19 protein-coding genes are annotated in these 24500 nt (G+C 70.5%); 8 read left to right on the top strand and 11 right to left on the bottom strand.

What is annotated here, in order from left to right:
- Positions 1 to 25: 25 nt before the first annotated feature.
- From OG266_RS08070 to OG266_RS08060, 3 genes are all read left to right on the top strand, one after another.
- Positions 26 to 1504, top strand: a complete 1479-nt coding sequence (locus OG266_RS08070) for a cellulose binding domain-containing protein (protein ID WP_371544082.1) — start codon at positions 26 to 28, stop codon at positions 1502 to 1504.
- A gap of 54 nt (positions 1505 to 1558) precedes the next feature.
- The gene (locus OG266_RS08065) at positions 1559 to 3268 is read left to right on the top strand and encodes a glycoside hydrolase family 6 protein (protein ID WP_329544591.1); all 1710 of its coding nucleotides are present in this window, start codon (positions 1559 to 1561) and stop codon (positions 3266 to 3268) included.
- 178 nt (positions 3269 to 3446) lie between these two features.
- Complete coding sequence (locus OG266_RS08060; RefSeq protein WP_371544081.1) at positions 3447 to 4340, top strand: trans-aconitate 2-methyltransferase; 894 nt, start codon at positions 3447 to 3449, stop codon at positions 4338 to 4340.
- 65 nt (positions 4341 to 4405) lie between these two features.
- Here OG266_RS08060 and OG266_RS08055 read toward each other — a convergent pair whose 3' ends face one another.
- The gene (locus tag OG266_RS08055) at positions 4406 to 5356 is read right to left on the bottom strand and encodes a GNAT family N-acetyltransferase (protein WP_371544079.1); all 951 of its coding nucleotides are present in this window, start codon (positions 5354 to 5356) and stop codon (positions 4406 to 4408) included.
- A 152-nt stretch (positions 5357 to 5508) separates the two neighbouring features.
- On the opposite strand from OG266_RS08055, the gene OG266_RS08050 reads away from it, so the two are divergent.
- Positions 5509 to 6210: an SDR family oxidoreductase gene (locus OG266_RS08050; protein WP_371544077.1), complete on the top strand. Its 702-nt coding sequence runs from the start codon at positions 5509 to 5511 to the stop codon at positions 6208 to 6210.
- 72 nt (positions 6211 to 6282) lie between these two features.
- Here OG266_RS08050 and OG266_RS08045 read toward each other — a convergent pair whose 3' ends face one another.
- From OG266_RS08045 to OG266_RS08020, 6 genes are all read right to left on the bottom strand, one after another.
- Complete coding sequence (locus tag OG266_RS08045; RefSeq protein ID WP_329550054.1) at positions 6283 to 7074, bottom strand: aldo/keto reductase; 792 nt, start codon at positions 7072 to 7074, stop codon at positions 6283 to 6285.
- 82 nt (positions 7075 to 7156) lie between these two features.
- Positions 7157 to 8032 carry an ABC transporter ATP-binding protein gene (locus OG266_RS08040; protein ID WP_371552689.1) on the bottom strand — a complete coding sequence of 292 codons (876 nt, stop codon included), beginning with the start codon at positions 8030 to 8032 and terminating at the stop codon, positions 7157 to 7159.
- A gap of 35 nt (positions 8033 to 8067) precedes the next feature.
- Entirely contained in the window at positions 8068 to 10794 is a 2727-nt protein-coding gene (locus OG266_RS08035; RefSeq protein WP_371544076.1) for an ATP-binding cassette domain-containing protein, read from the bottom strand.
- Positions 10795 to 10816: 22 nt separating this feature from the next.
- Entirely contained in the window at positions 10817 to 12073 is a 1257-nt protein-coding gene (locus OG266_RS08030; RefSeq protein ID WP_371544074.1) for an ABC transporter substrate-binding protein, read from the bottom strand.
- Between the two features lie 208 nt (positions 12074 to 12281).
- Positions 12282 to 14108: a long-chain fatty acid--CoA ligase gene (locus OG266_RS08025; protein WP_371544072.1), complete on the bottom strand. Its 1827-nt coding sequence runs from the start codon at positions 14106 to 14108 to the stop codon at positions 12282 to 12284.
- 296 nt (positions 14109 to 14404) lie between these two features.
- The gene (locus OG266_RS08020) at positions 14405 to 15892 is read right to left on the bottom strand and encodes an MFS transporter (protein WP_371544070.1); all 1488 of its coding nucleotides are present in this window, start codon (positions 15890 to 15892) and stop codon (positions 14405 to 14407) included.
- A 113-nt stretch (positions 15893 to 16005) separates the two neighbouring features.
- On the opposite strand from OG266_RS08020, the gene OG266_RS08015 reads away from it, so the two are divergent.
- Positions 16006 to 16986 carry an Lrp/AsnC family transcriptional regulator gene (locus tag OG266_RS08015; RefSeq protein WP_371544068.1) on the top strand — a complete coding sequence of 327 codons (981 nt, stop codon included), beginning with the start codon at positions 16006 to 16008 and terminating at the stop codon, positions 16984 to 16986.
- A 162-nt stretch (positions 16987 to 17148) separates the two neighbouring features.
- Here the strand turns inward: OG266_RS08015 and OG266_RS08010 are convergent, their stop codons facing one another.
- Positions 17149 to 18018 carry a LysR substrate-binding domain-containing protein gene (locus tag OG266_RS08010; protein ID WP_371544066.1) on the bottom strand — a complete coding sequence of 290 codons (870 nt, stop codon included), beginning with the start codon at positions 18016 to 18018 and terminating at the stop codon, positions 17149 to 17151.
- Positions 18019 to 18166: 148 nt separating this feature from the next.
- Here OG266_RS08010 and OG266_RS08005 point away from each other — a divergent pair, with 148 nt between their 5' ends.
- Positions 18167 to 19204, top strand: coding sequence for a bile acid:sodium symporter family protein (locus OG266_RS08005; protein ID WP_266473366.1), 1038 nt, complete (start codon positions 18167 to 18169; stop codon positions 19202 to 19204).
- Here OG266_RS08005 and OG266_RS08000 read toward each other — a convergent pair.
- Together OG266_RS08000 and OG266_RS07995 are read right to left on the bottom strand one after the other, a co-directional pair.
- Positions 19140 to 20375, bottom strand: a complete 1236-nt coding sequence (locus OG266_RS08000; protein ID WP_371544064.1) for a DUF4185 domain-containing protein — start codon at positions 20373 to 20375, stop codon at positions 19140 to 19142. The genes OG266_RS08005 and OG266_RS08000 overlap by 65 nt on opposite strands.
- Before the next feature lie 10 nt (positions 20376 to 20385).
- Positions 20386 to 22266 (bottom strand): exo-alpha-sialidase, encoded by a 1881-nt coding sequence (locus tag OG266_RS07995; RefSeq protein WP_371544062.1) that lies wholly within the window; start codon positions 22264 to 22266, stop codon positions 20386 to 20388.
- Between the two features lie 186 nt (positions 22267 to 22452).
- Between OG266_RS07995 and OG266_RS07990 the strand changes: the two genes are divergently transcribed.
- Together OG266_RS07990 and OG266_RS07985 are read left to right on the top strand one after the other, a co-directional pair.
- Positions 22453 to 22887 (top strand): MarR family winged helix-turn-helix transcriptional regulator, encoded by a 435-nt coding sequence (locus tag OG266_RS07990; RefSeq protein WP_266473360.1) that lies wholly within the window; start codon positions 22453 to 22455, stop codon positions 22885 to 22887.
- Between the two features lie 19 nt (positions 22888 to 22906).
- Positions 22907 to 23449: an isochorismatase family protein gene (locus OG266_RS07985; protein ID WP_371544060.1), complete on the top strand. Its 543-nt coding sequence runs from the start codon at positions 22907 to 22909 to the stop codon at positions 23447 to 23449.
- A 93-nt stretch (positions 23450 to 23542) separates the two neighbouring features.
- Here OG266_RS07985 and fdhD read toward each other — a convergent pair whose 3' ends face one another.
- Entirely contained in the window at positions 23543 to 24391 is an 849-nt protein-coding gene (gene fdhD, locus OG266_RS07980; RefSeq protein WP_371544058.1) for a formate dehydrogenase accessory sulfurtransferase FdhD, read from the bottom strand.
- Between the last annotated feature and the right edge of the window lie 109 nt (positions 24392 to 24500).

The following is a 24500-nucleotide window of genomic DNA, read 5'->3' as shown; positions in this document are numbered from 1 at the left end:
CGTCAGAGCTGCAAGGAGTCGCTTCATGAGACATCCCCCGCGATTAGGCATTTTGGTTCTCGGCGCCGCGGCAGCCCTCATCGGCACCGCGATCGCGCCGGTCGTCACGGCTTTAGGAGCCGCACCCGCGTGCACGGTGGAGTACTCCGTCACCGGCCAGTGGGACACCGGCTTCCAGGGCGCCGTCAAAGTCACCAACAACATGGCCGCGCTGAGCAGTTGGACCCTCGGCTTCGACTTCGCAAGCGGTCAGAAGGTCACCCAGGGCTGGAACGCCAAGTGGTCCCAGTCCGGTACGACGGTCACCGCCGCCAACGAGAGCTGGAACGGTTCGCTGGGCACAGGGGCCAGTGTCAGCGCCGGTTTCCTCGCCTCGTGGTCGGGGAGCAACTCCGTACCGGCATCGTTCAGGCTCAACGGAACGACATGCAACGTGGACGCCGAGCCGACGCCCACGCCCACCCCGACCGATCCGCCACCCGCCACCGGCGAAGCACCCGAACTGCACGTCTCGGGCAACAAACTCCTCGACGCGGACGGCGCCACCCGCAGACTGCTCGGCGTCAACCGCTCCGGCGGCGAGTACATGTGCGTCCAGGGCTACGGCATCTTCGACGGGCCGGTCGACGACGCCTCGGTCAAGGCCATCGCCGACTGGAACGCCAACACCGTCCGCATCCCGCTGAACGAGGAGTGCTGGCTCGGCCTGTCCAACATCAAGCCCGAGTACGCCGGCGCCAACTACATCGCCGCCGTCAAGGACCTGGTCGCGAAGGTCGAAGCGCACGGCATGACGCCGATGCTCGAACTGCACTGGTCCTACGGCCAGTACACCGGCAACTCCGCAGGCTGCTCGGACGTGCACGCCAGCTGCCAGAAACCGATGCCGAACGCCCAGTACACGCCGTCCTTCTGGACCTCCGTCGCGAGCACCTTCAAGGACGACAGGGCCGTCGCGTTCGACCTGTTCAACGAGCCCTACCCGGACCGCGCGACCTCCACGACCACCCAGGCGTGGACCTGCTGGCGGGACGGCGGCAACTGCCCCGGCATCGGCTACGAGGTCGCCGGAATGCAGGACCTCGTCGACGCGGTACGGGGCACCGGCGCCCAGAACCTGATCCTGGCCGGCGGGCTCGCGTACTCGAACGATCTGAGCCAGTGGCTGACGTACCGACCCAGCGACCCGACGGGCAATCTCGTCGCCGCCTGGCACGTCTACAACTTCAACACCTGCTCCAGTGAGAGCTGCTGGGACTCCACGCTCGCCCCCGTCGCCGCCCAAGTCCCGCTTGTGGCGGGCGAGATCGGCGAGAACACCTGCGCACACTCCTTCATCGACCGCGTCATGGCGTGGTTCGACGCGCGGGGTCTCTCCTACCTCGGCTGGACCTGGAACACCTGGGACTGCTCCTCCGGTCCCGCCCTGATCTCCAACTACGACGGCACTCCCACGCCGTTCGGCATCGGGCTGCGCGACCACCTCCTCGCCCTCAACGGATAAGCACCACCCGTGAGTTGACCCCGGTCATTCGTCAACGAATAGGAACCCGCACTCATGAGCCGTACCAGAACAGCGTTACTCGCCGCCCTCGCCATGGTCGCCGCAACGGCCGGAGCCGCAGCCGCGGCGATCCCGGCCGACACAGGCATCGCGGCCATCCCCTGCACCGTCGACTACAAGGTGCAGAACCAGTGGGGCACCGGCTTCACCGCAGCCGTCACCGTCACCAACAACAGCGCCGCCAAGACCTCCTGGGCGGTGAAGTGGTCCTACGCCGGGAACCAGCAGGTCACTTCGGGCTGGAACGCGAAGATCAGCCAGAGCGGCACAGCCGTCACCGCCGCCAACGAGAGCTACAACGCCTCCCTGCCGAGCGGGGGTTCGGTCAGCTTCGGCTTCAACGCCTCGTACAGCGGAACCAACGCACTGCCCACCACCTTCACGCTCGACGGGGTGACCTGCAACGTCGACGACGGAGGCGGAGGCGGCGATCCGACGGACCCGCCCACCGGCACCAAGGTCGACAACCCGTACGCCGGTGCCAAGGTGTACGTGAATCCCGAGTGGGCCGCGAAGGCCGCCGCCGAGCCGGGCGGCAGCCGCATCTCCAACCAGCCGACCGGAGTCTGGCTGGACCGGATCGCCGCCATCAACGGCGTAAACGGCGGCATGGGGCTGCGCGACCACCTCGACGAGGCCCTGGAGCAGAAGGGCACCGGCGAACTGGCCGTCCAGCTCGTCATCTACAACCTCCCAGGCCGTGACTGCGCGGCCCTCGCCTCCAACGGCGAACTCGGCGCGACCGAGATCGACAGGTACAAGACCGCCTACATCGACCCGATCGCCGCGATCCTCGCCGACCCGAAGTACGCCGCCCTGCGGATCGTGACGACGGTCGAGATCGACTCGCTGCCGAACCTCGTCACCAACGTCACCCCGCGCCCCACCGTGACCGCCAACTGCGACACGATGAAGGCCAACGGCAACTACATCAAGGGCGTCGGCTACGCCCTGAACAAGCTCGGCGACGTGCCCAACGTCTACAACTACGTGGACGCCGGACACCACGGCTGGCTCGGCTGGGACGACAACTTCGGTGCCTCCGCCGACATGTTCAAGCTGGCCGCCACCGCAGAGGGCGCGACCGTCGCCGACGTGCACGGCTTCATCGTCAACACGGCCAACTACAGCGCCCTCAAGGAGGACTACTTCACCATCAACGACACCGTGAACGGTACGTCGGTCCGCCTGTCCAAGTGGGTCGACTGGAACCGCTACGTCGACGAACTGTCGTACGCGCAGGCCATGCGGAACCAGCTCGTCTCCATCGGCTTCGACTCCGGCATCGGCATGCTGATCGACACCTCCCGCAACGGCTGGGGCGGCACCGCCAGGCCCACCGGACCCGGCGCGACCACCACCGTGGACACCTACGTCGACGGCGGCCGCTACGACCGGCGCATCCACCTCGGCAACTGGTGCAACCAGTCCGGCGCCGGCCTCGGCGAGCGCCCGAAGGCCGCCCCGGCGGCCGGGATCGACGCGTACGTGTGGATCAAGCCCCCGGGTGAGTCGGACGGCTCCAGCACCGCCATCCCGAACGACGAGGGCAAGGGCTTCGACCGGATGTGCGACCCGACGTACACCGGCAACCCGCGGAACAACAACAACATGTCCGGCGCGCTGGCGAACGCTCCGCTGTCCGGGCACTGGTTCTCCGCCCAGTTCCAGGAACTCATGAGGAACGCGTACCCGGCGCTGTGACCGCCGGCTGACGCGATCCGCCAGGGGACAGCTCCGCTTCCCCAGCCCCTGGCGGATCGCGAACCCCATGTTTTCCGGCCCGCCGTCGTACGCCCGTTTTGCTGTATGAGCAACATGAGTGGCCGTTTCCGGGAGTGGCGGCGCAGGCTGTGCACACCCGGACGAGAGGCTCGGAACCATGGCACACGACCACGACCACGCACCCCACGACCACGCGCATGACGGCCACACCCACATGGACTTCGCCGAGATGCTCCCCTACCTGGAACAGGAGGCCGAGCTCACCTCCCCTCTCTACGCGAGCGCGGCGGCCTGGCTGCGGGAGTGGCAGCCCGAACCTGAGATGATCGTGGACGCCGGCAGCGGCCCCGGCATCGTCTCCTGCCTCCTCGCCCGCACCTTCCCGCAGGCGCGGGTCGTCGCCGTGGACGGTGTGGAACCCCTTCTGGAGCGGGCCCGCGAGCACGCCGACCGGCTCGGCGTCGCCGACCGCTTCGGCACCCTGCGGACCGATCTCGACGACGGGCTCGGTGACCTGGAGTATCCCGCCGACCTGCTGTGGGCCAGCAGGTCCCTGCACCACGTCGGCGACCAGCGGACCGCACTCGAGGGCTTCGCGCGGGCGCTCGCCCCCGGCGGCGCCGTGGCCCTCCTGGAAGGCGGACTGCCCGCGCGCTACTTCCCGCGCGACATCGGGATCGGCCGCCCCGGCCTGCAGTCCCGTATCGACGCGATCCAGGAGGAGTGGTTCGCCAAGATGCGGGCCGAGCTGCCCGGCGCGGTGACCGAGACGGAGGACTGGCCCGCCCTGATGCACGCTGTCGGTCTGCGCCACGTCGCCACCCGCACATTCCTCCTCGACCTTCCCGCCCCCCTCTCGGACGAGGCCCGCGCCTTCGTCGTCTCCGCCCTCACCCACCGCCGCGAGGGCCTCGGCGAACACCTCGACGCCGACGATCTCGCCACCCTCGACCGGCTCCTCGACCCGGACGACAAGGCGAGCGTGCACCACCGCCCGGACACGTTCCTGCTGACGGCGCACACCGTGTACGTCGGAGTGAAGCCGGAGTAGCCCCTCGGCCGGCGTCTCGCCCTCGGTCGGCGTCTCGTCCTCGAACCGGACGGCGAAGCGCTCCCTCAGACCGGGCGGATCAACTCCCAGGTGTCCACACCGAAGTCGAGAGTCATACCGTGCCGTTCGTACAGCGCGAGCGCGCCAGTGCTGTTGTCCGTGTCCACGCCCAGGCCGATGCGGTCGCGGCCCCGCGCCGCGTAGTGCCCGAAGGCGTGGCGCAGCAGGTAGCTGCCAAGGCCCTGGCCCCGGGCCTTGCGCAGGACGCCGAGGCTGGCGATCCAGGCCATCGAGGCACGGTTGTCGTGGCTGCGTAGCGCCGCCGCGTCCCCGAGGCCGTCGAGGTGCGCGATCCAGATCAGTGACCAGTCGGCACGCTCGGCGTCGATGTCGTCCAGCCACTGCTCGTACCTACGCGGCTGGAAGTCGAAATGGTCGGCGAAGGATTCCTGCAGCAACGCGTGGGCGACTCGGCGGTCCGGCTCGGTCGAGCAGGGGCGCAGCGTCACACCAGGGGGCGGGGCGGGCAACCGGTCCGTGTCGCCGGACAGCTGACGGGCCATCACGTTGTAGCGGCGGACCGGACGCCAGCCCCGTCCGCGCAGCGCCCGCAGGTCCAAGGTGGGGGCAGTGTTGAGATGCAGGTGCACCACCGCTCGTGCCGCCCCGTTGGCGGCCGCATGCTCGGTGGCCCGCACCTCCATCAGGTCGAACAAGTACTGGTCCCCGTCCGGCCGGTCGGGCAGCGTGTAGACGTCCATGTCGATGCGCTCGCCGCCGGACTCGTCCCACAGCAGGCCGTATCCGATCAGTCGGCCGCCGTCGAGGAGCAGCCAGGAGTCGCGCTCCAGATCCGTCTCGGGGTGCTTCAAGTCCGCCTGGATCTCCGCCAGGTCGGTGTCGGCGCGACCGATCTCCAACAGGTCGATCTCGTTGAGCAGCGCGCACACCGCCGCCGCGTCGTCGAAGGTCGCCGGGCGCACGGTCAGGCCGGCCGGAGGGGTGGGCATGCTCATGGATCCACTGTCCGTTGGTGCCGGGCGGGCGCGCAACGGAGTTTTCCCCTGGTGCCGGCAGCCGCCGCCCGGCCGGGGGGTGAGGCCCTTGACTTCGAGAGCGCTCCAAGTGATGGACTCCCGGCGTTCACCGGAAACGTATGGGGGTAACCATGACCGACTCACCAGTGACGCTCATCACCGGCGGCGGCAGCGGTATCGGCGCCGCGGTCGCACGGCGGCTTCTCGACGCAGGGCAGCGAGTGACCGTCACGGGGCGGGGTGAGGAGCGGCTGCGCGGATTCGCCGAGGAACTCGGCCGCCCCGACGGCCTGTTGACGATCGCCGGGAACGCGGCCGAGTACGACCACGTCCAGGCGGCGGTCGAGGCGACGCTCAAGGAGTTCGGGCGGCTCGACACCGTCATCGCCAACGCAGGCTTCGCCACGCACGACACAGTTGCCGAGGGCGACCCCGCCGGGTGGCCCGAGATGGTGCTCACCAACGTGCTCGGTCCCGCGCTGCTGATCAGGGCCTCCATCGACGCCCTGAAGGAGACGCGGGGCCGGATCGTGCTGGTCGGCAGCGTCGCGGGCCACATCCACGGGCCCGGCAACATCTACGGGGCGACGAAGTGGGCCGTGACCGGGCTCGCCGAGAACACCCGCCGCCAGGTCACCGAGTTCGGAGTCGGCGTCACGCTGATCTCGCCCGGACGCGTGGAGACCCCGTTCTGGGACAGCTACGGCAGCCTGCCGCCGGGCTTGCTGCTGACCGCGGACCAGCTCGCCGAGTCGATCGTCTGGGCGATCGAGCAGCCGGCCGGTGTCGATGTGAACACCGTGGTGGTGCGGCCGATCGGCCAGCCCGTCTGAGGCACCCGACGGAGAACGGCGCCGGCCCGGACGCGATCCACGCGTCCGGGCCGGCGCCGGTGTCAGTACAGGTCAGGCCTGGTTGAACGTCGCCGGGTCGGGACCCAGGCGGCGGTTCTCGTTCAGGGCGGCGATCGCCGCGATGTCCTCGGTGTCCAGGGAGAAGTCGAAGACCTCGATGTTCTCCTTGATCCGGGACGGGGTCACGGACTTGGGGATCACCACGTTCCCCAGCTGGAGGTGCCAGCGCAGGACGACCTGGGCAGGCGTGCGGCCGTGCTTCTGGGCGATGGCGATGATCGCCGGGACCTCGAGGAGGCCCCTGCCCGAGCCGAGCGGGGACCACGCCTCGGTGGCGATGCCCTGCTCCGCGTGGTACTCACGCGCCGCGATCTGCTGGAGCTGCGGGTGCAGCTCGATCTGGTTGACGGCGGGGATGACGGACGTCGCCTCGATCAGCGAATCCAGGTGCTCCGGGAGGAAGTTGGAGACACCGATCGCCTTGGCGCGGCCGTCCGCGTAGATCTTCTCGAAGGCCTTGTACGTGTCGATGTACTTGCCCCGCGCCGGCGTCGGCCAGTGGATCAGGTACAGATCCAGGTACTCCAGGCCGAGCTTCTCCAGGGACGTGTCGAACGCGCGTAGCGTCGAGTCGTACCCATGGTCGCTGTTCCAGAGCTTGGTGGTGACGAAGAGGTCCTTGCGGGCGACTCCGGAGGTCGCGATGGCCTTGCCGGTGCCCTCTTCATTGTTGTAGGCCGCCGCTGTGTCGATGCTGCGGTACCCGGCCTCCAGCGCGGTGGAAACCGCCCGCTCCGCTTCGTCGTCCGGCACCTGCCAGACGCCGAAACCGAGCTGCGGCATCTCGACGCCGTTGTTCAGGATGATCGGGGGGACCTTGCTCACGAGCTCTCGATCCTTAAGTCGTCGGGTGGAACTCCCATCGTCAACGATCACGGGCCGTGTTGCATTCCTGACCGGAGGAATCGCCGCGCGGACCGACGGTGCGAGCCGGAGAATGGCCGGAAACGGTTCCGAGGTAGGCGTCTCTGACCTTCGGGTCGGCGTGGACTTCGGCGGGCGTTCCCTCGGCCAGGACATGGCCGAGGTCCAGGACGACGACGCGGGCGGAGAGTTTCATGACGAAGGCGACATTGTGCTCGACGAGGAGCACGGCACAGCCCTCTTCGACTGACAGATAACGGATGACAGATAACAGATGACCGATTTCGTCATCCGTCATTCCACTCGCGGGCTCGTCAAGGAGCAGCACCCTGGGCGGCTCCGCGACCGCACGAGCCAGCTCGACCATGCGAGCCTGGCCGACGGGCAGGGCTCCGGCGTACGCACCGCCGATGCCGTCGAGGCCGCAGCTCCGTAGAACGGCTCCCGCGCGTTCCCGGCGGCCCTTCTCATGCGTACGCCGTGTGGGTGCGGCCACCAGATCGGCCACCAGACCGCCCCCGCCCCCGCGCCACTCCTGGGCCACCACCAGGTTGTCGGCCACCGTGAGCTGGCCGAAGAGCTGCTGCCGCTGGAAGGTGCGGCGCATGCCGTGGCGGGCGCGCCAGACGGGGGAGCGGCGGGTGACGTCCGTGCCGTCGAGCAGGATGCGTCCCTCGTCGGGGCGGCGGATGCCCGACAGGGCGTCGAAGAGAGTGGTCTTTCCGGCGCCGTTCGGGCCGATGAGCCCGCAGACCTCTCCGGGGCGCAGGGCGAGGCTCACTCCGTCCAGGGCGCGGACGCCACCGAAGCGGACCCCGACGCCGACGGCTTCGAGGACGGGCGTGTTGTCGTCCGTGGCCGCTGTGCTGCCGTTCATGGCCGCACCATCGTCCGTGGCCGCTGTGCCGCCGTTCATGGCCGCACCATCCCTTCGGGCCGGGGTCCGTGCTGCGGGGAGCCGCCAGTGCCGGCCCCGATCCCCAGGTATGCCTCCGTCAGCCGGTCCGCCTCCACCTCCTCGCGCGGACCGCACCATGTCACCCGTCCCCGCGAGAGATAGGCGACCGTGTCCGCGACCCCGAGGACCTCCGCCGCCTTCTCCTCGACGAGCAGCAGTGCCGTGCCCGCCTCCTTCAGCTCGGTCAGCAGCCGGAACACCTCCTCGACGACGCGCGGGGCGAGTCCGAGCGAGGGCTCGTCCGCGATCAGTACGTTCGGCGGGCGCTGGAGGAGGGGCGCGAGCGCGAGGATCTGCTGCTCGCCGCCGGAGAGGGAGCCGGCGAGGACGCCGTGGCGGGCCGCGAGGACCGGGAAACGGGCGTACACGGCGTCACGCTCGTCCCGGGCGCGCAGCCGCAGGGCGAGGTTCTCCTCAACGGTGAGGGAGGGGAAGATCCCGCGTCCCTCGGGCGCGAGCACGACCCCGGCCCGCGACCGTCCGACGGCCCGCTCGCGGGTGGCGTCGCGTCCGGCGACGTACACCTGGCCGGTGAGCGGGGCCAGGAGCCCGGCGGCGACGCGGCAGGTGGTGGACTTGCCGGCGCCGTTGGGGCCGAGGAGGGCGAGGATCTCGCCGGGGCGGACGGCGAGGTCGACGCCGTGCAGGACGGGGGCGCCGTCGTAGCCGGCGCGCACGGCGCGCAGTTCGAGGGCGGCCGGGGTCGGTGCCTCGGCAGGCGTTCGTGGTGCGGCGGCCGGGGGTGCTTCGGGGGCTGTACGCGGCGTCGGCGTCGTGCGCCTGCGGTGCAGCCGGGTGGACACCGCCGCCGCGTAGCCGTCCGGGTCGTTGGCCAGTGCCAGGCCCGCCAGGCCGAACAGGACCACGGGCAGGTGGACGGACTCGGTGACGTAGTCGGACAGCAGATGCGGTACGACGGCGAAGACGAGCCCCGCGACCACGGCGAACTGCGGGCGGCGTACCCCGGCCGCCACGACCACCGCGAGCCAGATCAGCCCGGTCATCGCGGTGAAGTCGGTCGCGGTGATGCGGGTGCTGTACGACGCGTACATCACGCCGCCGAAGCCCGCGAGCCCCGCCGACAGCGTGAACAACATCAGCTTGGTGCGGATCACCGACACGCCCGAGGCCATCGCCGCGGCCGGTGCCGAGCGGACCGCGAGCATCGCCCGCCCGGACGGCGAGTCGCGCAGTGCGCTGAGCGCCGCCACGGCCAGCGCGACGAGCACGATCATGGCCACGCCCATCGCGCGGTCGTCGCTCAGGTCCACCGGCCCGAACACCGGACGCGGGATCGCCCAGCCGGTGTCTCCGTTCCTCAACCAGCCCATCTGGAAGAGGACTTGGTCGGCGAGAAAGGCCAGCGCGAGGGTGGCGAGTGCGAGGGAGCGGCCGCCCACCCGCAGGGCGGGAAGCGCCACAAGGGCGCCCAGCACGGCCGCCGCGCAGGTACCCACCGCCGCGGCCGCCACGAACGGCCACCCATGGCTCATCAGCAGCCCCGCTACCAGCGCAGCGCCCGTCACGAAGGTCGCCTGCGCCAGCGACACCATCGCGCCGAGCCCCGTCACCACGGTGAACGAGATGAACACCAGTGACAGGGCGAGCCCTTGGGCGAGGATGCCGCTCCAGAAGGGGGTTGTGACGGTGTAGAAGGCGTTGGCGAGAACCAGGGCGGCCGCCGCCCAGGGCCCCCAGCGCCGTACCCATGACCGCCCCGCCAAGTAGTCCACCGGCGGCGGGTCCATGGCCGCCGCCGTGCCCGCCGTCCGCTGCCGTCGCGTCAGCACCAGCAGCCCGGCGAAGAGGATCAGGAACGGGACCGCCGTACGGAATCCGGTGATGCGCTCGGCGAACGTCGCGTACCCGGCGACCAGGTTCTGCAGCACTCCGAGGCCGAGGCCGCCCGCGAAGGCGAGCGGGATCGAGACGAAGCGGCCGAGCACCGCGGCGGTGGCGGAGACGAAGAGGAAGAGGGTGAAGTCGTGGGCGGACAGGCCGAGTAGGGGAGTGGCGAGGACGCCCGCGAGTCCGGCGAGCGCCGAGGAGAGCATCCACGCGATGGACGACAGCCGGTCCGCGCTCATCCCGCGCAGCTCCACGAGGGACCGGTTGTCCACCGCTGCCCGGAGTTGCAGCCCGAGCGGTGTGTGCCGCATCAGGATCCACAGGCCGACGGCGACGACGGCGGTCGCCACCCAGGTGATCAACTGGTCGGAGTCGACGCCGACCCCGTCCATCAGCTGCCAGGACTTCGCCGGGCTCGGCCCGACCCCGGGGAGACCGAACTGGTTCTCGGCGGGCTTGACGGACACCCCCGCGCCCTCCAGGAGTTCCACGATCCAGAGCCCCAGAGCGGGCAGCGCCACCAACAGGCCGATGGTGGCGACGATTTGAGCCGTCTCACCGACCCGCGCCAGCTTGCGGAACATCAGCCGGTCAAGTCCCCAGCCCAGCGCAGGCGCCAGCACCCCGATCACCAGCACGGCGGTCGGTACGGCGGGCCAGTCGAGGCCCGAGTGCAGTTCATAGAAGACGAGCGCGGACAGATAGGCGGTGGCGCCGTGCGCGAAGTTGAACAGACCCGAGGCCGAGTAGGACAGCACGAGTCCGGTCGCGAGCAGCGCGTACAGCGCCCCCGAGACCAGTCCGCTCAGCACGAATCCCAGCAGGTCCGACATCCCGAGTCCCTCTGCTGATCGGCTACTTGAAGGGGATCGGCGTGTAGCACTTGAAGGGCGCCGACACCACGTACTTCCCGTCCTTGAGCTGCACGAGCGCTCCGCAGCCGAACGACTCCTTCTGGCCCCGGGGTTCGGCGCGGTCGCCGACCATCGTGTCCGTGTCGGAGAATCCCTGCGCGGCCTTCTGGAAGGACGCCACCGTCAGGTCCTTGCCCGCCTTCTCGGCCATGGAGAGGAAGAGGTCGGCGGACATATAGCCGGTCATCATGTGCATGTTCAAGGGCACATCCTTCCCGGCCGCCTGCCTGATGTCCTCCTTGAACTGCGTCATCGCCGCGCTGTCCTGCTCGAACGGCTGGAACGACAGCAGGATGTGCACCCCGTCGAGCGCCTTCTTCGTCGCGCTGTTGGCGAGCAGTGAGGGGTCGTAGTCGGTGGGGTCGGTGAGCAGACCGTCGTATCCGGTGCGCTTGAGCGCCGTGAACAGGCCGATGTTGTACGGGGTCTGCATCACGGAGACGACGGCGTCCGGCGCCTTGCCGCCGTTGCTGCGCAGGATCTCCTTCGTGTAGGCCGACCAGTCGCTCGGCACGGCGCCCGCGGGCACGGACGACTTCGCGAACGTCACCTTGTAGCCCGCCGAGGTGAAGCTCTGCTTGTAGGTGCGGATGGCGAAGGTGCCGGCGTCGCTGTCGTTGGCCAGAATCGCCACGGACTTGCCCTCTGCGCCGCCCGTCACCTGCTTGAGCCCTTCGGGCCAGGTCTGCGAGATGGTGCCGCCGGGCATCGGCACCATGCAGCCGCCGAAGCCGTAGATGTAGGTGGGTCCGCAGAAGGAGGGCAGTGTGCCCCAGCCGAAGGTGGGGACCTTCTGCTGCTGCAGGAAGTCGGAGCCCGAGAACGTCGTCGAGCTCATCGGCGCGATCGCGAACACCTTGTCCTGCTGCACGAGTTTGCGTGCGGCGGCCAGGTTCTTGGCCGGGTCCTGCCCGTCGTCCTCGGCGCCCAGGTAGTCGATGGTGCGGCCGTTGACGCCGCCTTCCGCGTTCGCCCGGTCGAAGCGGGCCTTCGCGCCGAGGTCGGTGTCCTTCTTGGAGTATCCCGTGGCGGTCGTCATCGAGACGATCCCACCGACCTTGATCGAGTCGTCGGTCACTCCGCGCACGGAGCTGCCCGCCTTGCCCGAACTCCCGCCACTGGAGGCCGAGTTGCAGGCGGTGGCGGCGAGCAGTAGCGCGGCGATGGCGGCGGTTATGGTGCGGATCGGTCGCGACACGGTCGGTCCCCCTCCGTAGCGAGTGACCGAAAGTGTGCGTGGGATCTGACGGACCGTCAATATCTGACGCGTCGATAAGTGACGAGGCGTCAGAAAGACTTCCGGCAGGGCTCACGCTCCGCCGGAACGACTCCAAGCAGGGCGCATCCCCCCGCCGGAACGACTCCCAGCAGGGCTCACGCCCTGCCGGAATGACATCAAGCAGGGCTCACGCCCTGTACAGCGCCTCGACCTCCGACGCGTACGCGTTCTCGATCGCCTTCCGCTTCAGCTTCAGCGAAGGGGTGAGCAGCCCGTGCTCCTCGGTGAACTGGTGGGCCAGTATCCGGAACGTACGGATCGACTCGGCCTGCGACACCAGCGTGTTCGCGGCGACCACCGCGCGCCGTACCTCGGTCTCCAGGTCGGGATCGCGCACGAGGTCGCCCGGGGGCATCGGCGCCTTGTCGCGCATCTGGAGCCAGTGGTCGACGGCCTCGGAGTCGAGGGTGACGAGCGCCGCGATGTAGGGCCGGTCGTTGCCGACCACGATGCACTGGGCGACCAGCGGATGGTCGCGTACGCGCTCCTCGAGCACGCCCGGCGAGACGCTCTTGCCGCCGGAGGTCACCAGGATCTCCTTCTTGCGCCCGGTGATGGTGAGGTAGCCGTCCTCGTCGAGCGCGCCCAGGTCGCCGGTGGCGAGCCAGCCGTCGTGCAGGGTGGCGTCGGTGGCCTTGGGGTCGTTGAGATAGCCCTGGAAGAGGTTGTCGCCGCGCAGCCAGATCTCGCCGTCGTCCGCGATGTGCACGGTGGTGCCGGGGATGGCCTGCCCGACGGTGCCGAACCGGGTGCGCTCGGGCGGGTTGGCGGTCGCGGCCGCCGTGGTCTCGGTGAGCCCGTACCCCTCGTAGATGAAGACGCCCGCGCCCGCGAAGAACAGCCCGAGCCGCCGGTCCATCGCCGAGCCGCCGGACATCGCGTGCTTCACCCGGCCGCCCATCGCGGCCCGGACCTTGGAGTAGACGAGCTTGTCGAAGACCTGGTGCTGTACGCGCAGACCCGCCGAGGGGCCGGGTCCGATGCCCCAGGCCTTCTCCTCGATCGCCTCCGCGTACCGCACGGCGATGTCGACGGCCTTCTCGAAGGGGCCCGACCTGCCCTCCTTCTCGGCCTTGCGGCGGGCCGCGTTGAAGACCTTCTCGAAGATGTACGGCACCGCGAGGAAGAACGTCGGCTGGAACGCGGCCAGGTCCGGGAGCAGGGCCGCCGCGTTCAGCTGCGGCTGGTGCCCGAACTTGACCCGCCCGCGGATCGCGGCGACCTGCACCATGCGCCCGAAGACATGCGCGAGCGGCAGGAAGAGCAGCGTGGCGGCCTCGTCGCCGCGCTTGGAGTGGAAGACCGGCTCCCAGCGCTCGATGACGGTGTCCGCCTCGAACATGAAGTTCGCGTGGGAGATGACACAGCCCTTGGGACGCCCGGTGGTGCCGGAGGTGTAGATGATCGTGGCGATCGACTCGGGTGTGACCGCGCGCCGGTGCCGGTGCACCACCTCGTCGTCGATGTGCGCGCCCGCCTCGTACAGCTCATGCACCGCGCCCACGTCGAGCTGCCACAGCTTGTGCAGCTGCGGCAGCCGGTCGACGACCGTGGCGATCGTCATCGCGTGGTCCTCGTGCTCCACCATGACGGCCGACACCTGGGCGTCGTGCAGCATCCAGAAGACCTGCTCGGCGGAGGAGGTGGAGTACACGGGCACGACCTGGGCGCCGATCGTCCACAGCGCGTAGTCGAAGAGCGTCCACTCGTAGCGCGTACGGCACATGATCGCGACCCGGTCCCCGAACCGGACCCCTTGGGCGAGCAGCCCCTTGGCCAGTGCGAGCACCTCGTCGCGGAACTCGGCGGCGGTCACATCGCGCCACTGCCCCTGTTCGTCCTTGCGGCCGAGGGCGATGTGGAGCGGGTCTTCGAGGGCATGGTCGAAGACGACGTCGGCCAAACCGCCCACCGGCGGCGCCGACGCCAACGGAGGGTTGGTGAACTCGCGCAATCCCGCTCCTAGTGGCGCTCCGCACAGCGCCGTGAAAGCTACCCCACCGGACCGTGGGGCGGGAGGGGGGCGGGGACGCCGGAGAGCGCGACATACCTACTGGTCAGTCGCGGAAATGCCCTCACATGGGGAAGGGCCGGACACAATCGCCTACGGTTCCGTAGGTTTCCGTCCCGTAATCTCCACCGAATCTGTACGAGCCATACGAGCCGTAAACCGGATGTGGAAGTTCCGATTCCGACCGCGAAGCGTGACATCGGCCGGTCCCCGGGGCTCGGGGACCGGCACCGCAGACGTCACCCCAGATCCGCTCCCACCTGCTGCTCCACCGGCTTCTCGGCCCCGCCCGTCACGGCACGCGGCGTCCGCACCAACACCAGTACCAGCGCACCGGCGATCAACCCCGTCACACCCGCCGCCACCGACGCCGAATTGAGCCCCGACGCGAACGCGGCCCGCAGCGTCTGTTCGGACAGCGCGCCCCGCAGTGCCCCGGCGCCACCGCCCGCCAGGGTGTGGGCCGCGTCGTGCGACAGGGTGTCCTGCATACGGGAGGTCAGCACCGTGCCGAACACGGCGACGCCGAGGGCGTACCCCAGCTGCCGGGCCGTGTTGACCGCGCCGCCCGCCATGCCCGCCCGCTCGGCCGGTACCGCGGCGAGCGCCGCGCCTGCGATCGCCGGGGCGACGAGCCCGGTGCCGATGCCCACCAGGACCAGGCCCGGCACCAGCGCCGTCCAGCTCGCGCCGGCGTCGAGAACGGCCTGGCAGCAGCTGCCCGAGCCGATCAGCAGCAGCCCGCCGCCGATGGTCAGCCACGCCGGAACCCCGTGCAGCAGCCGCCCGCCGAGGATCGCGACCACGACCGATGCCCCCGTCAGCGGCAGCAGCACGAGCCCGCCGTGCACCGGGCTCATGCCCAGCACCGTCTGCGTCCAGATCGAAACGTAGGCGAGCACCCCGAAGGCGACCCCGTTGAAGGCGAGCGCACCCGCCATCACGCCCACGAACGCCGGCTTGCGCAGCAGCGAGAGATCCAGCAGCGGGTGCGCCACCCGCCGCTCCACCAGCACGAACGCGAGCAGTGAGAGCGCCGCGAGGACGAACGAGCCCGCCGGGACCGCCGACGTCCAGCCGTCGGCCCCGGCCCGCACCACCCCGTACGTCGTCGCCCCCGCGAAGCACGCGAACGCCGCCGTGCCCGCCCAGTCGACGGTCATCCCGCGCGGGCCACGCGACTCCGGCACCACCCGCAGGGTCAGCCACACCGACGCCACGCTCACCGGCAGGTTGACGAAGAAGATCCACCGCCAGCCGGGCCCCTCGGTGAGCAGTCCGCCGAGCACAGGACCGACCGCCGCCGCGCTGCCGCTCACGGCTCCCCACACACCGAGCGCCGCCGACCGCTGCCGCCCCTGATAGGCCGAGCCGAGCAGCGGCAGGGTCGTCGCGAGCATCGCCGCCGCGCCCACCCCCTGCAGGGCGCGCGCGGCCACCAGCATCCCGGGCCCCGGAGCCAGCCCGCACAGCAGCGACGCCACCGCGAACAGCACGACGCCCGCCACATGCACCCGGCGCCGGCCGAGGATGTCGGCCGCCGCCCCGACTCCCAGCAGCAGTGCGGCGAGTGCGAGCGCGTAGCCGTCGATCACCCACTGCAGATCGCTCAGCGACGCGTGCAGCGCCCGCGCCATGTCGGGCAGCGCGACGATCGCGATCGTCACGTCCAGCAGCAACATGAACGACCCCAGGCACACCGCTGTGAGCGGCCCCCATGTACGCATGTCCTCAACTCCCCTGTGTCACCGATGCGTATGCCTCCGTACGATGGGGCCGTGCCGGACGATCACGGCGGCCGTGGACGCCGGAGCACCGGAATCCGACAGGGGTGGTCCTGATGCACGTGGAATCCGACACCTTCGACCGGCTCGACCTCCAGCTGCTGTCCGCGCTGGAGGCGGACGGCCGCGCTCCCTTCAGCCGGATCGCGGCCGTGCTCGGTGTCTCCGACCAGACGATCGCGCGGCGCTACCGCAGGCTGTGCGCCGAGGGCGGGCTCCGCGTCGTCGCCGTGCGCGATGCCGAACGGCTGGGCCAGGACCAGTGGATCCTGCGGCTGCGCTGTGCCCCCGACAACGCGGGCACCATCGCCGACGCGCTCGCCAAGCGACCCGACACCGCCTGGATCGGGCTCGCTTCGGGCGGCACCGAGGTGCTCTGCATCTCGCGCCCGCGCCGCCCCGGTGACCACGACGAGCTGCTGCTCGGCAAGCTGCCGCGCACCCCGAGCGTCATGGAGATCCGCGCCCACCAGCTGCTGCACCGCTTCTACGGCGGACCGACGGGCTGGACCGCCAAGTTCGAGGTGCTCACGCACGAGCAGGCCGCCGCCCTGCGCCCCGAACCCGTGACGGCCTCCGGGCCCGCCCGGATCGCCCCGGAGGACGAGCCGCTGATCGCCGCCCTCGAACGCGACGGGCGGGCCACCTACCCCGAACTCCAGCGGGCCACCGGCCACTCCGAGTCCGCCGTCAAACGCCGCCTCGCCGCGCTGTTCGCCTCAGGAGCCGTGTACATCGACGTCGAGTACCACTCGGAGGTCCTCGGCTATCCGCTCGCCGCCTGCCTGTGGATCACGACCGACCCCGCCGCCCTCCACTCCGTCGGCCAGGCCCTGGCCACCCACCCCGAGATCGCCTTCGCCTCGGCGACGGCGGGCGCCTCGAACATCGTCGCGACCGCCGTCGCCCGCGACACCGCCGACCTCTACGCCTACCTGAGCGGCAGACTCGGCAACCTGAAAGGCGTCCGGCACGTCGAGACGACACCGTTCCTGCGCAAGGTGAAACAACTCACCTACGCAAGGCCCGTGCGCTAGCCGGCCGGACCCGGCAAAGCCAGGTGCACAACCGCGCCCCGCAAGGGGCGCGGGGAACTGCGCGACCAGCCCCCACCGGCCCGCAGGAAAGGAGCCCTCTGCGGAGCGCGGGGAGCCGCGCCACCGGACTGCGACGAACGAGCCGCATATCCGGCGGAGCGCTTACGCCCTGTCCCGCCGCAACCGGTCCCCGCCCCCGAGGATCGCCGCCGCCAGCGCGTCCGCCGCACCCTGGGCCGCCGTCCGTCGGCGCCCGTGCACCAGGACGAAGTCGACCTCGCCCAACTCCGGAAGTCCGGCCCGCTCCGGGACCCGGACCAGGCCGGGTGGCACGAACCCCCTGGAGTGGGCCATGACGCCCAGCCCCGCCCGGGCGGCCGCGATGAGTCCGTTGAGGCTGCCGCTCGTGCAGGCGATGCGCCAGGACCGGCCCTCGCGTTCCAGGGCCTCCAGGGCCAGGGCACGGGTGATGCCCGGTGGCGGATAGACGATCAGCGGGACCGGGCGGTCGGGGTCGAGGCGTAGGCGTTCCGCTCCGATCCACACGAGGCGGTCGTGCCGGACGAGTTCGCCGCGCGGGTCCTCGGGCCGCCGCTTCGCCAGCACCAGGTCGAGTTTTCCCGCCGCGAGCTGTTCGTGCAGCGTGCCGGAGAGTTCGACGGTCAGCTCCAGGTCCACCTCGGGATGGAGGGACCGGAAGCCCTCCAGGATCTCCGTCAGCCGGGTGAGGACGAAGTCCTCGGAGGCGCCGAAGCGCAGCCGGCCGCGCAGCCGTGTCCCCGTGAAGAACGCCGTCGCCTGGTCCTGCACCTCCAGCAGCCGGCGCGCGAAGCCGAGCATCGCCTCGCCGTCCTCGGTGAGCTCCACGGAGTGCGTGTCGCGCGTGAACAGCTGCCGTCCGGCGGTGTCCTCCAGGCGGCGTACGTGCTGGCTGACCGTGGACTGGCGCAGCCCGAGACGCCGGGCGGCCTGCGTGAAGCTCAGCGTTTGCGCCACCGCAAGAAAGGTACGCAGCTGGGACGGGTCGTACATGGTCCAGAGGTTATCGCGAAACGTGATGACAGTCAGAGCAGTATGAAGGATTCCCGATCACGGCCCGGAGGAGGACGATGGAGAGGGCACGACCCGACCTCAGACGATGACGTACTGAACCCCGCACAGAACCGAGTACTGGAGCACCGTGAAACGCCTGAAGTGGCCGAGTTGGATGCCGATCGACCCGTACATCCTGCTGTTGCTCGGAACAGTGGGCCTGGCCGCGCTGCTCCCGGCGCGGGGTACGGGCGCCGACGTCGCCTCGGGCGCGTCCACGGCCGCCATCGCCTTCCTGTTCTTCCTCTACGGCGCGCGTCTTTCCACCCGTGAGGCGATGGACGGGCTGCGCCACTGGCGGCTGCACACCACCGTCCTCGCCTGCACCTTCCTGGTGTTCCCGCTGCTCGGACTCGCCTCGCGCGGCCTTGTGCCGGTGTTCCTGACGGACCCGCTCTACCAGGGACTCCTCTTCCTCACGCTCGTCCCGTCGACCATCCAGTCGTCGATCGCCTTCACCTCGATGGCCCGGGGCAACGTGCCCGCCGCGATCTGCGCGGGCTCCTTCTCCTCGCTCGCCGGCATCGTCGTCACCCCGCTGCTCGCGGCGTCGCTGCTCGGCGGCACCGGCGGCGGCTTCTCCGCCGACTCGCTCGTCGAGATCGTGCTCCAGCTGCTCGTGCCGTTCCTGGCGGGCCAGGTGCTGCGGCGCTGGATCGGCACCTTCATCGCACGGCACAAGAAGATCCTCGGATACGTCGACCGCGGCTCGATCCTCCTGGTCGTCTACACAGCGTTCAGCGAGGGCATGGTGCAGGGCATCTGGCACCAGGTCAGCGCCGTCCGGCTGGCCGGGCTGCTCGTGGTCGAGGCCGTGCTGCTGGCCGTGATGCTCGCGGTCACCTGGTACGGCGCCAAGGCCCTGGGCTTCAACCGGGAGGACCGGATCACCATCCAGTTCGCCGGGTCGAAGAAGTCCCTCGCCTCCGGACTCCCCATGGCCAGCGTGCTGTTCGGCGCGCACGCCTCACTCGCCGTACTTCCGCTGATGCTCTTCCACCAGATGCAGCTGATGGTGTGCGCGGTGATCGCCAAGCGGCGCTCCCGCGATCCCGAGGTGGTCAGGGAGCGGATCCCAGTCGCAGAGACACGAATCGCGGCCGGTACAGCGACACGTTCCGGCTGAGGTTCGCCTGCCCCGAAGTGCCCGTCGCGTCCAGCCAGTTGACGTCGTAGCTCAGGACGATCCGGTTCCCGTCGCTCAGCTCGGGGTGCACCTGCGGGTTGTACGCCGCCACCTCGCCCTGGGGGAGCGAGGGGCTGAAGCTCCGGGTGGGCCCGCGCCACGGGCCCGTCGGCGAACACGCCCAGTACGAGGTGACCGTCGTCAGGCCCGCCGCGCCGGCGGCCATCGTGAACAGGACGTACGTCCCGTCGTCGCGCACCACGCTGAACGCGCTGCCCACCCCCGTACTTCGCCCGTCCCCGAGGACCGGCTTCGGAGCCGCCCGCACCGCCCAGCGCGAGCCGTCCCAGTACTCCCAGGCCCCCGGCTCGGCAAGACCGCCGCGCGGCACGCGGGCGACGTACGCCTGCGAGGCGGGCCGCGAGGCGGCCTGTCCGTCGTCGCCGCCGAAGACGTACGTCCAGTCGCCCGCGTCGACCGCCGTGGTGCCGAACAGCACGCGCCGGGAGGGATCCGCGACGGCACGCTGGTCCAGGATCGTCGTGATCCCTTCGAGCCGCAGGTCGGGGAGGGAGAGCGTGGCGACCTCGGTGGCCGTGGGCACGCCGTAGATCCACGGGCTCTGGCCCGCCGTACGGGTCCACAGCAGGACACGGACGACCTGCTCGGAGGAGCCGGGGGTTCGCGGCTCGACCCGGGCCGCGACCGGCCAGCGCCACTGCTGCGGCGCCGGGTCGGGGAACACGGGGGTGGGCAGCGTCCGCTCCAGGCGGCCGGACTCCGACATCACCACGGCCGAGTTGCGCACCAGCGGCGCCGCGGCGTCCCGCCAGGTGTAGGACTCGCCGACCGGGTTCGGAGGCCCGTGCACCTGGCCGAGATACGTGTCCGAGAACAGCCACAGCAGCCGCCCGTCCGGCAGCCGCACCGAATGGGTGCCGTCGCCGCCGGTCCAGTCGTCGGTGCGGGTGGCGTCGTCCCCGTACCGGGCGAACTCGTCCGTGAGCCGCTCCTCGGCGGCCCAGGACGTGAGCGTGCGAGCCGTGCACGCGCCGCCGCCCTCCCGGTCGTCGTCCGGGAGGGCGGTGAGCAGTACGGCCGCGCAGACGAGGGCGAGCAGGATGCCGAGCCCGGTCCCGTTCTGCCGTCGTGCTCGGGCGTCGTCTGGCACGCACGGGACGTTAGCGGCCGCCGCTCACCTGGTCCATGGGCAGCCACAGGACGGTGTCCTGAGTCACAGGGAGGATGCTCCCCGTGCTCAGACCGGTCAGCTCCGCGTCGCTCAACGCATGGGCGTACACCCGCACATCGTCGATCGCTCCCGTGAAGTGCGCCCGGCCGTCCATCCGTTGGCCGATGTGCACCCCGAACGGCGAGTTCCGGCTGACCGATCCGGGGACGTCCGGCGTGCTGATCGCCGCACCGTCGATGAACAGCGTGAGCTGACCCGCACTGCGCCGCAGCGCCAGATGGTGCCACTGCCCGTCGTTGTACGCGCTCGTGGTGCGCACGGACGTCGTGGCCGGCGGCGCCGCGCCGTCCCGGGTGGTGATCAGCCCGGTGATCCGGCCGGACTCGGGCTCGCCACGCAGCCACACCTGCGGCTGCGAGTTCCCGGACCCGCCCATCCACAGCATCGGCTGCTCACCGGTGGTCGCCGTGTAGCGGAACCACAGGGAGGCGGTGAAGTTCTTTGTACCGAGGGGGAGTTGCTCCCGGTACGGCAGTCGTACGGCGTCGTCGGTGCCGTCGAACTGGAGCGCGTCGCCCGACACGCCCGCCGTCTCCCGGGCGCCGCCGAGGACCGCGGCGGGCTCGCCGTCCGGCGCGAAGTCGGACGTCGTCGGGTCCGCGCCGCGGCTGGGTGTCAGCCAGTCCTCGGTGAAGCGGGCGAAACGGATCTCGTCGCGCGCGTCGACCGTGCCGCCCTCGTACAGCAGGCCCACGGTGTCGGTGCCGATCTCCACCATGTCCGAGTATCCGGACCAGTCCGGCGTGACGACCGTGCCGCGGTCCGTGCTCTCCCAGGTGAGCCCGTCGTCGTAGGAGGAGCGGATCATCATCGTCCGGCGGCGGTCCGGGTCGCCGGGGCAGGCCAGCAGCAGCCGGTCGCCGAGGCGCAGCAGGGAACCCTGGACCTGGGGCGCGTAGAGGTCCGGGATGTCCTCGAAGGGTGCTGCGAAGCTGTCGCCGCCGTCGCGGCTGACGGCCTGGGTGCGGTGCCCGAGGTCGGCCCCGTCCTGCTCGCGCCCGCTGACCAGGACGGACCCGTCCGCGCGTTCCGTGAGCGCGATCTCGGACGGCTTCTGGCGGAAGGTGCCGTCCTCCGCGATGGGCCAGGTGTCCGTCGCGCCGATGTCCCAGTGGTTCCCGCCGTCGTCGCTGGTGATCAACGCGGCATGGTTGGCGGTGGGCCGGTTGCCCTCCCAGGTCTCGGTGTTGACGCCGAAGACCAGGCGTCCCGGGTGCCCGCCACCGGTCAGCTGGAGGCCGTGCACGGGACCGGTGGCGTACCAGGAGTTCCAGTTGGCCGGGAGGAGTTCGTCGCTCAGATCGCGTGGCCGCGACCAGGTGAGGCCGTCGTCGTCGCTGTGCTGCATGTACGGGGCGCGGTCGCAGGGGACGGCGCAGCTCGCGCTGTCGGTGCGGCCCGTGTTGTACGTCTCGGCCAGGAGGATGCGGCCGGTCTCGCGGTCCACGACGGGCGCCGGGTTGCCGTGGGTGTCGCCGTCGCCTTCGTTGACGACCTGGAGGGGACTCCACGTACGCCCGTCGTCGGTGGACCGCTTGACCACGATGTCGACGTCGGCCGCGTCCCCGCAGTTGAGGACCCGTCCCTCGGCGAACGCCAGCAGCGTGCCCTTGGCCGTCCGCACCACGGCCGGGATGCGGAAGCAGGCGTAGCCCGGATCCTGGGAAGCCTTGAAGAGCACCTGCTGCTCGAACTCGCCGGTGGCCGCGGCCGGTTCGGCCCCGGCCGGGACCGCCAACGCGAGCATCGACGCGCTGGTCAGCACAGCGGTGAGGGTCAATCTGAGACGAGCACGGAGACTCGACGGCATGTGCGGCCCTGCCCTTCGTACGTCTGGACATGTGGTGACGAGGTGTCAGGGCAGGGGTATCGCTGTGCCGGGGTTGCTCCGCGGTGCGGTCACGCAGCGTTCTCCTGAGGTGGTGATTCGTTGGGAGTCCCAACGATATCCAGAGAATCATTGGGATGTCCAATGATTATTGGATAGGATGGTTGTGTGTCTGCGTCTCTGTCCGCCATCCGTGTCCTCCCCAGCTGGCTCCTCGACCGGGCCGCCGCCCACGGCCGCGCGCTCGTCGCCGAGGCGCTGGCCGCCGAGGGCATGAAGATGTGGCACCACGTGGCGCTGTCCGCGGTCTCCGACCTCGGCCCCCTCGCCCAGGCGGAGCTGGGGCGCCGTATCCGGCTCGACCCCAAGGACCTGGTCGGCGTCCTCAACGACCTGCAGTCCGCCGGCCTGGTCGTCCGCGAACCGGACCCCGGGGACCGCCGCAAGAACGCGGTGTCGATCACCGCGGAAGGGCACCGCCTGCTGAAGCGCTGCGAGAAGGCGGCGCACAAGGCGAACGACGAGCTCCTCGCCTCGTTCTCGGCAGCCGAACGGGAGCAGTTCATGGGCTTGTTGATCCGGATTTCCGGTACGGACGGCTGACCCGGGCTAACGTTCCGTCATGAACGCACCCGAAGCCGAGCCCCGACTGGCCCTCGACCCCGCACGCACCGCCCTGGTGCTCGTCGATCTGATGGACCGCATCGTCGGGCTGCCCCTGGAACCCCGTAAGGGAACCGAAGTCCTCGCCGTGGCCGAGGAGTTGGCGGCCGAGTTCCGCAAGGCGGGGGCGCTCGTCGTGCTCGTCCGGGTGGAGCGGCCCGGGATTCCCAGTCAGCCGCCGGGCAGTGAACTCGCCGCCGGGCTCGCGGCAGAGGGTGACGTGGAGATCGTGAAGCGGACGATCGGCGCGTTCCAGGGCACCGGACTCGACGAGCGCCTGCGTGAACGCGCCGTCACCACCCTGGTGTTCGGTGGCGTCGCCACCAATCTGGGCGTCGAGTCCACCGCCCGCGCCGCAGGCGACCTCGGCTACGACCTCGTCTTCGTCGAGAACGCCATGGCCGCCCTCACCGCACCCGAGCACGAGGCCGCGGTGGGCCTGAACTTCCCGCGCCTGGGCACGGTCGTGACCTCGTCCGAGGTGCGCTTCACCGCTGTGTGACGACAGGCCTCAGGCCTGAGGCGGGGCCTCTCCGGCGCAGGGGGCGCTCCCCGCCGTTCGAGGCCCCGCCGCCGTGTGCCGCGGGGGAACCGGTCAGCCCTGGGTGGCCGCGGCCCGCAGGGCGATTCGGTGCTCGCCCGCGTACACGTTCATGGAGGCGCCGCGCAGGAACCCGACCAGCGTCAGGCCCGTCTCGGCGGCCAGGTCGACGGCGAGGGACGACGGAGCCGACACCGCCGCGAGCACCGGAATGCCCGCCATCACCGCCTTCTGCGCCAGCTCGAAGGAGGCCCGCCCCGAGACCAGCAGAACCGTCCGGGACAGCGGCAGCGAGCCGTTCTGCAGGGCGCGGCCGACCAGCTTGTCGACCGCGTTGTGCCGGCCCACGTCCTCCCGAATGTCGACCAGCTCGCCCTCCTCGGTGAAGAGCGCCGCCGCGTGCAGACCCCCGGTCCGGTCGAAGACCTGCTGCGCCGCCCGCAGCCGGTCGGGGAGGCGGGCGAGGAGTTCGGGCTCCAGCCGTACCGGGGGAGTGTCGTTGATCGTCCAGCGGGCCGTCGTGCGGACCGCGTCCAGGCTCGCCTTGCCGCACAGACCGCAGGAGGACGTCGTGTACACATTGCGTTCGAGCGTGATGTCGGGCATCACCAGGCCCGGCGCCGTCCGCACGTCGACGATGTTGTACGTGTTGGAGCCGTCCACCGTGGCGCCCGCGCAGTACACGATGTTCTGCAGCTCGTCCGCCTTGCCGAGCACCCCCTCGCTGACGAGGAAGCCCGCCGCCAGCGCGAAGTCGTCGCCCGGGGTGCGCATCGTGATGGCCAGGGGTTTGCCGTTGAGCCGGATCTCCAGGGGTTCCTCGGCGACGAGCGTGTCCGGCCGGGTGGAGATGGCCCCGTCCCGTATTCGGAGCACCTTGCGTCGTTCCGTGACTCGTCCCATGTTGATCAGCCCCGGTTCTGTACGTACTGGTGGCCTGAGCGGCCCTTGATGCGGAGGTATGCGTGGATCACCGGACCGACGGGCGGTGAGATGACCTTCACGGTCCCAT

Source organism: Streptomyces sp. NBC_00554 (genome assembly GCF_041431135.1).
In the GTDB taxonomy this organism is placed as follows: domain Bacteria; phylum Actinomycetota; class Actinomycetes; order Streptomycetales; family Streptomycetaceae; genus Streptomyces.
The sequence above is the reverse complement of the archived record's forward strand: the minus strand, read 5'-3'. Positions and strand labels throughout refer to the sequence as shown.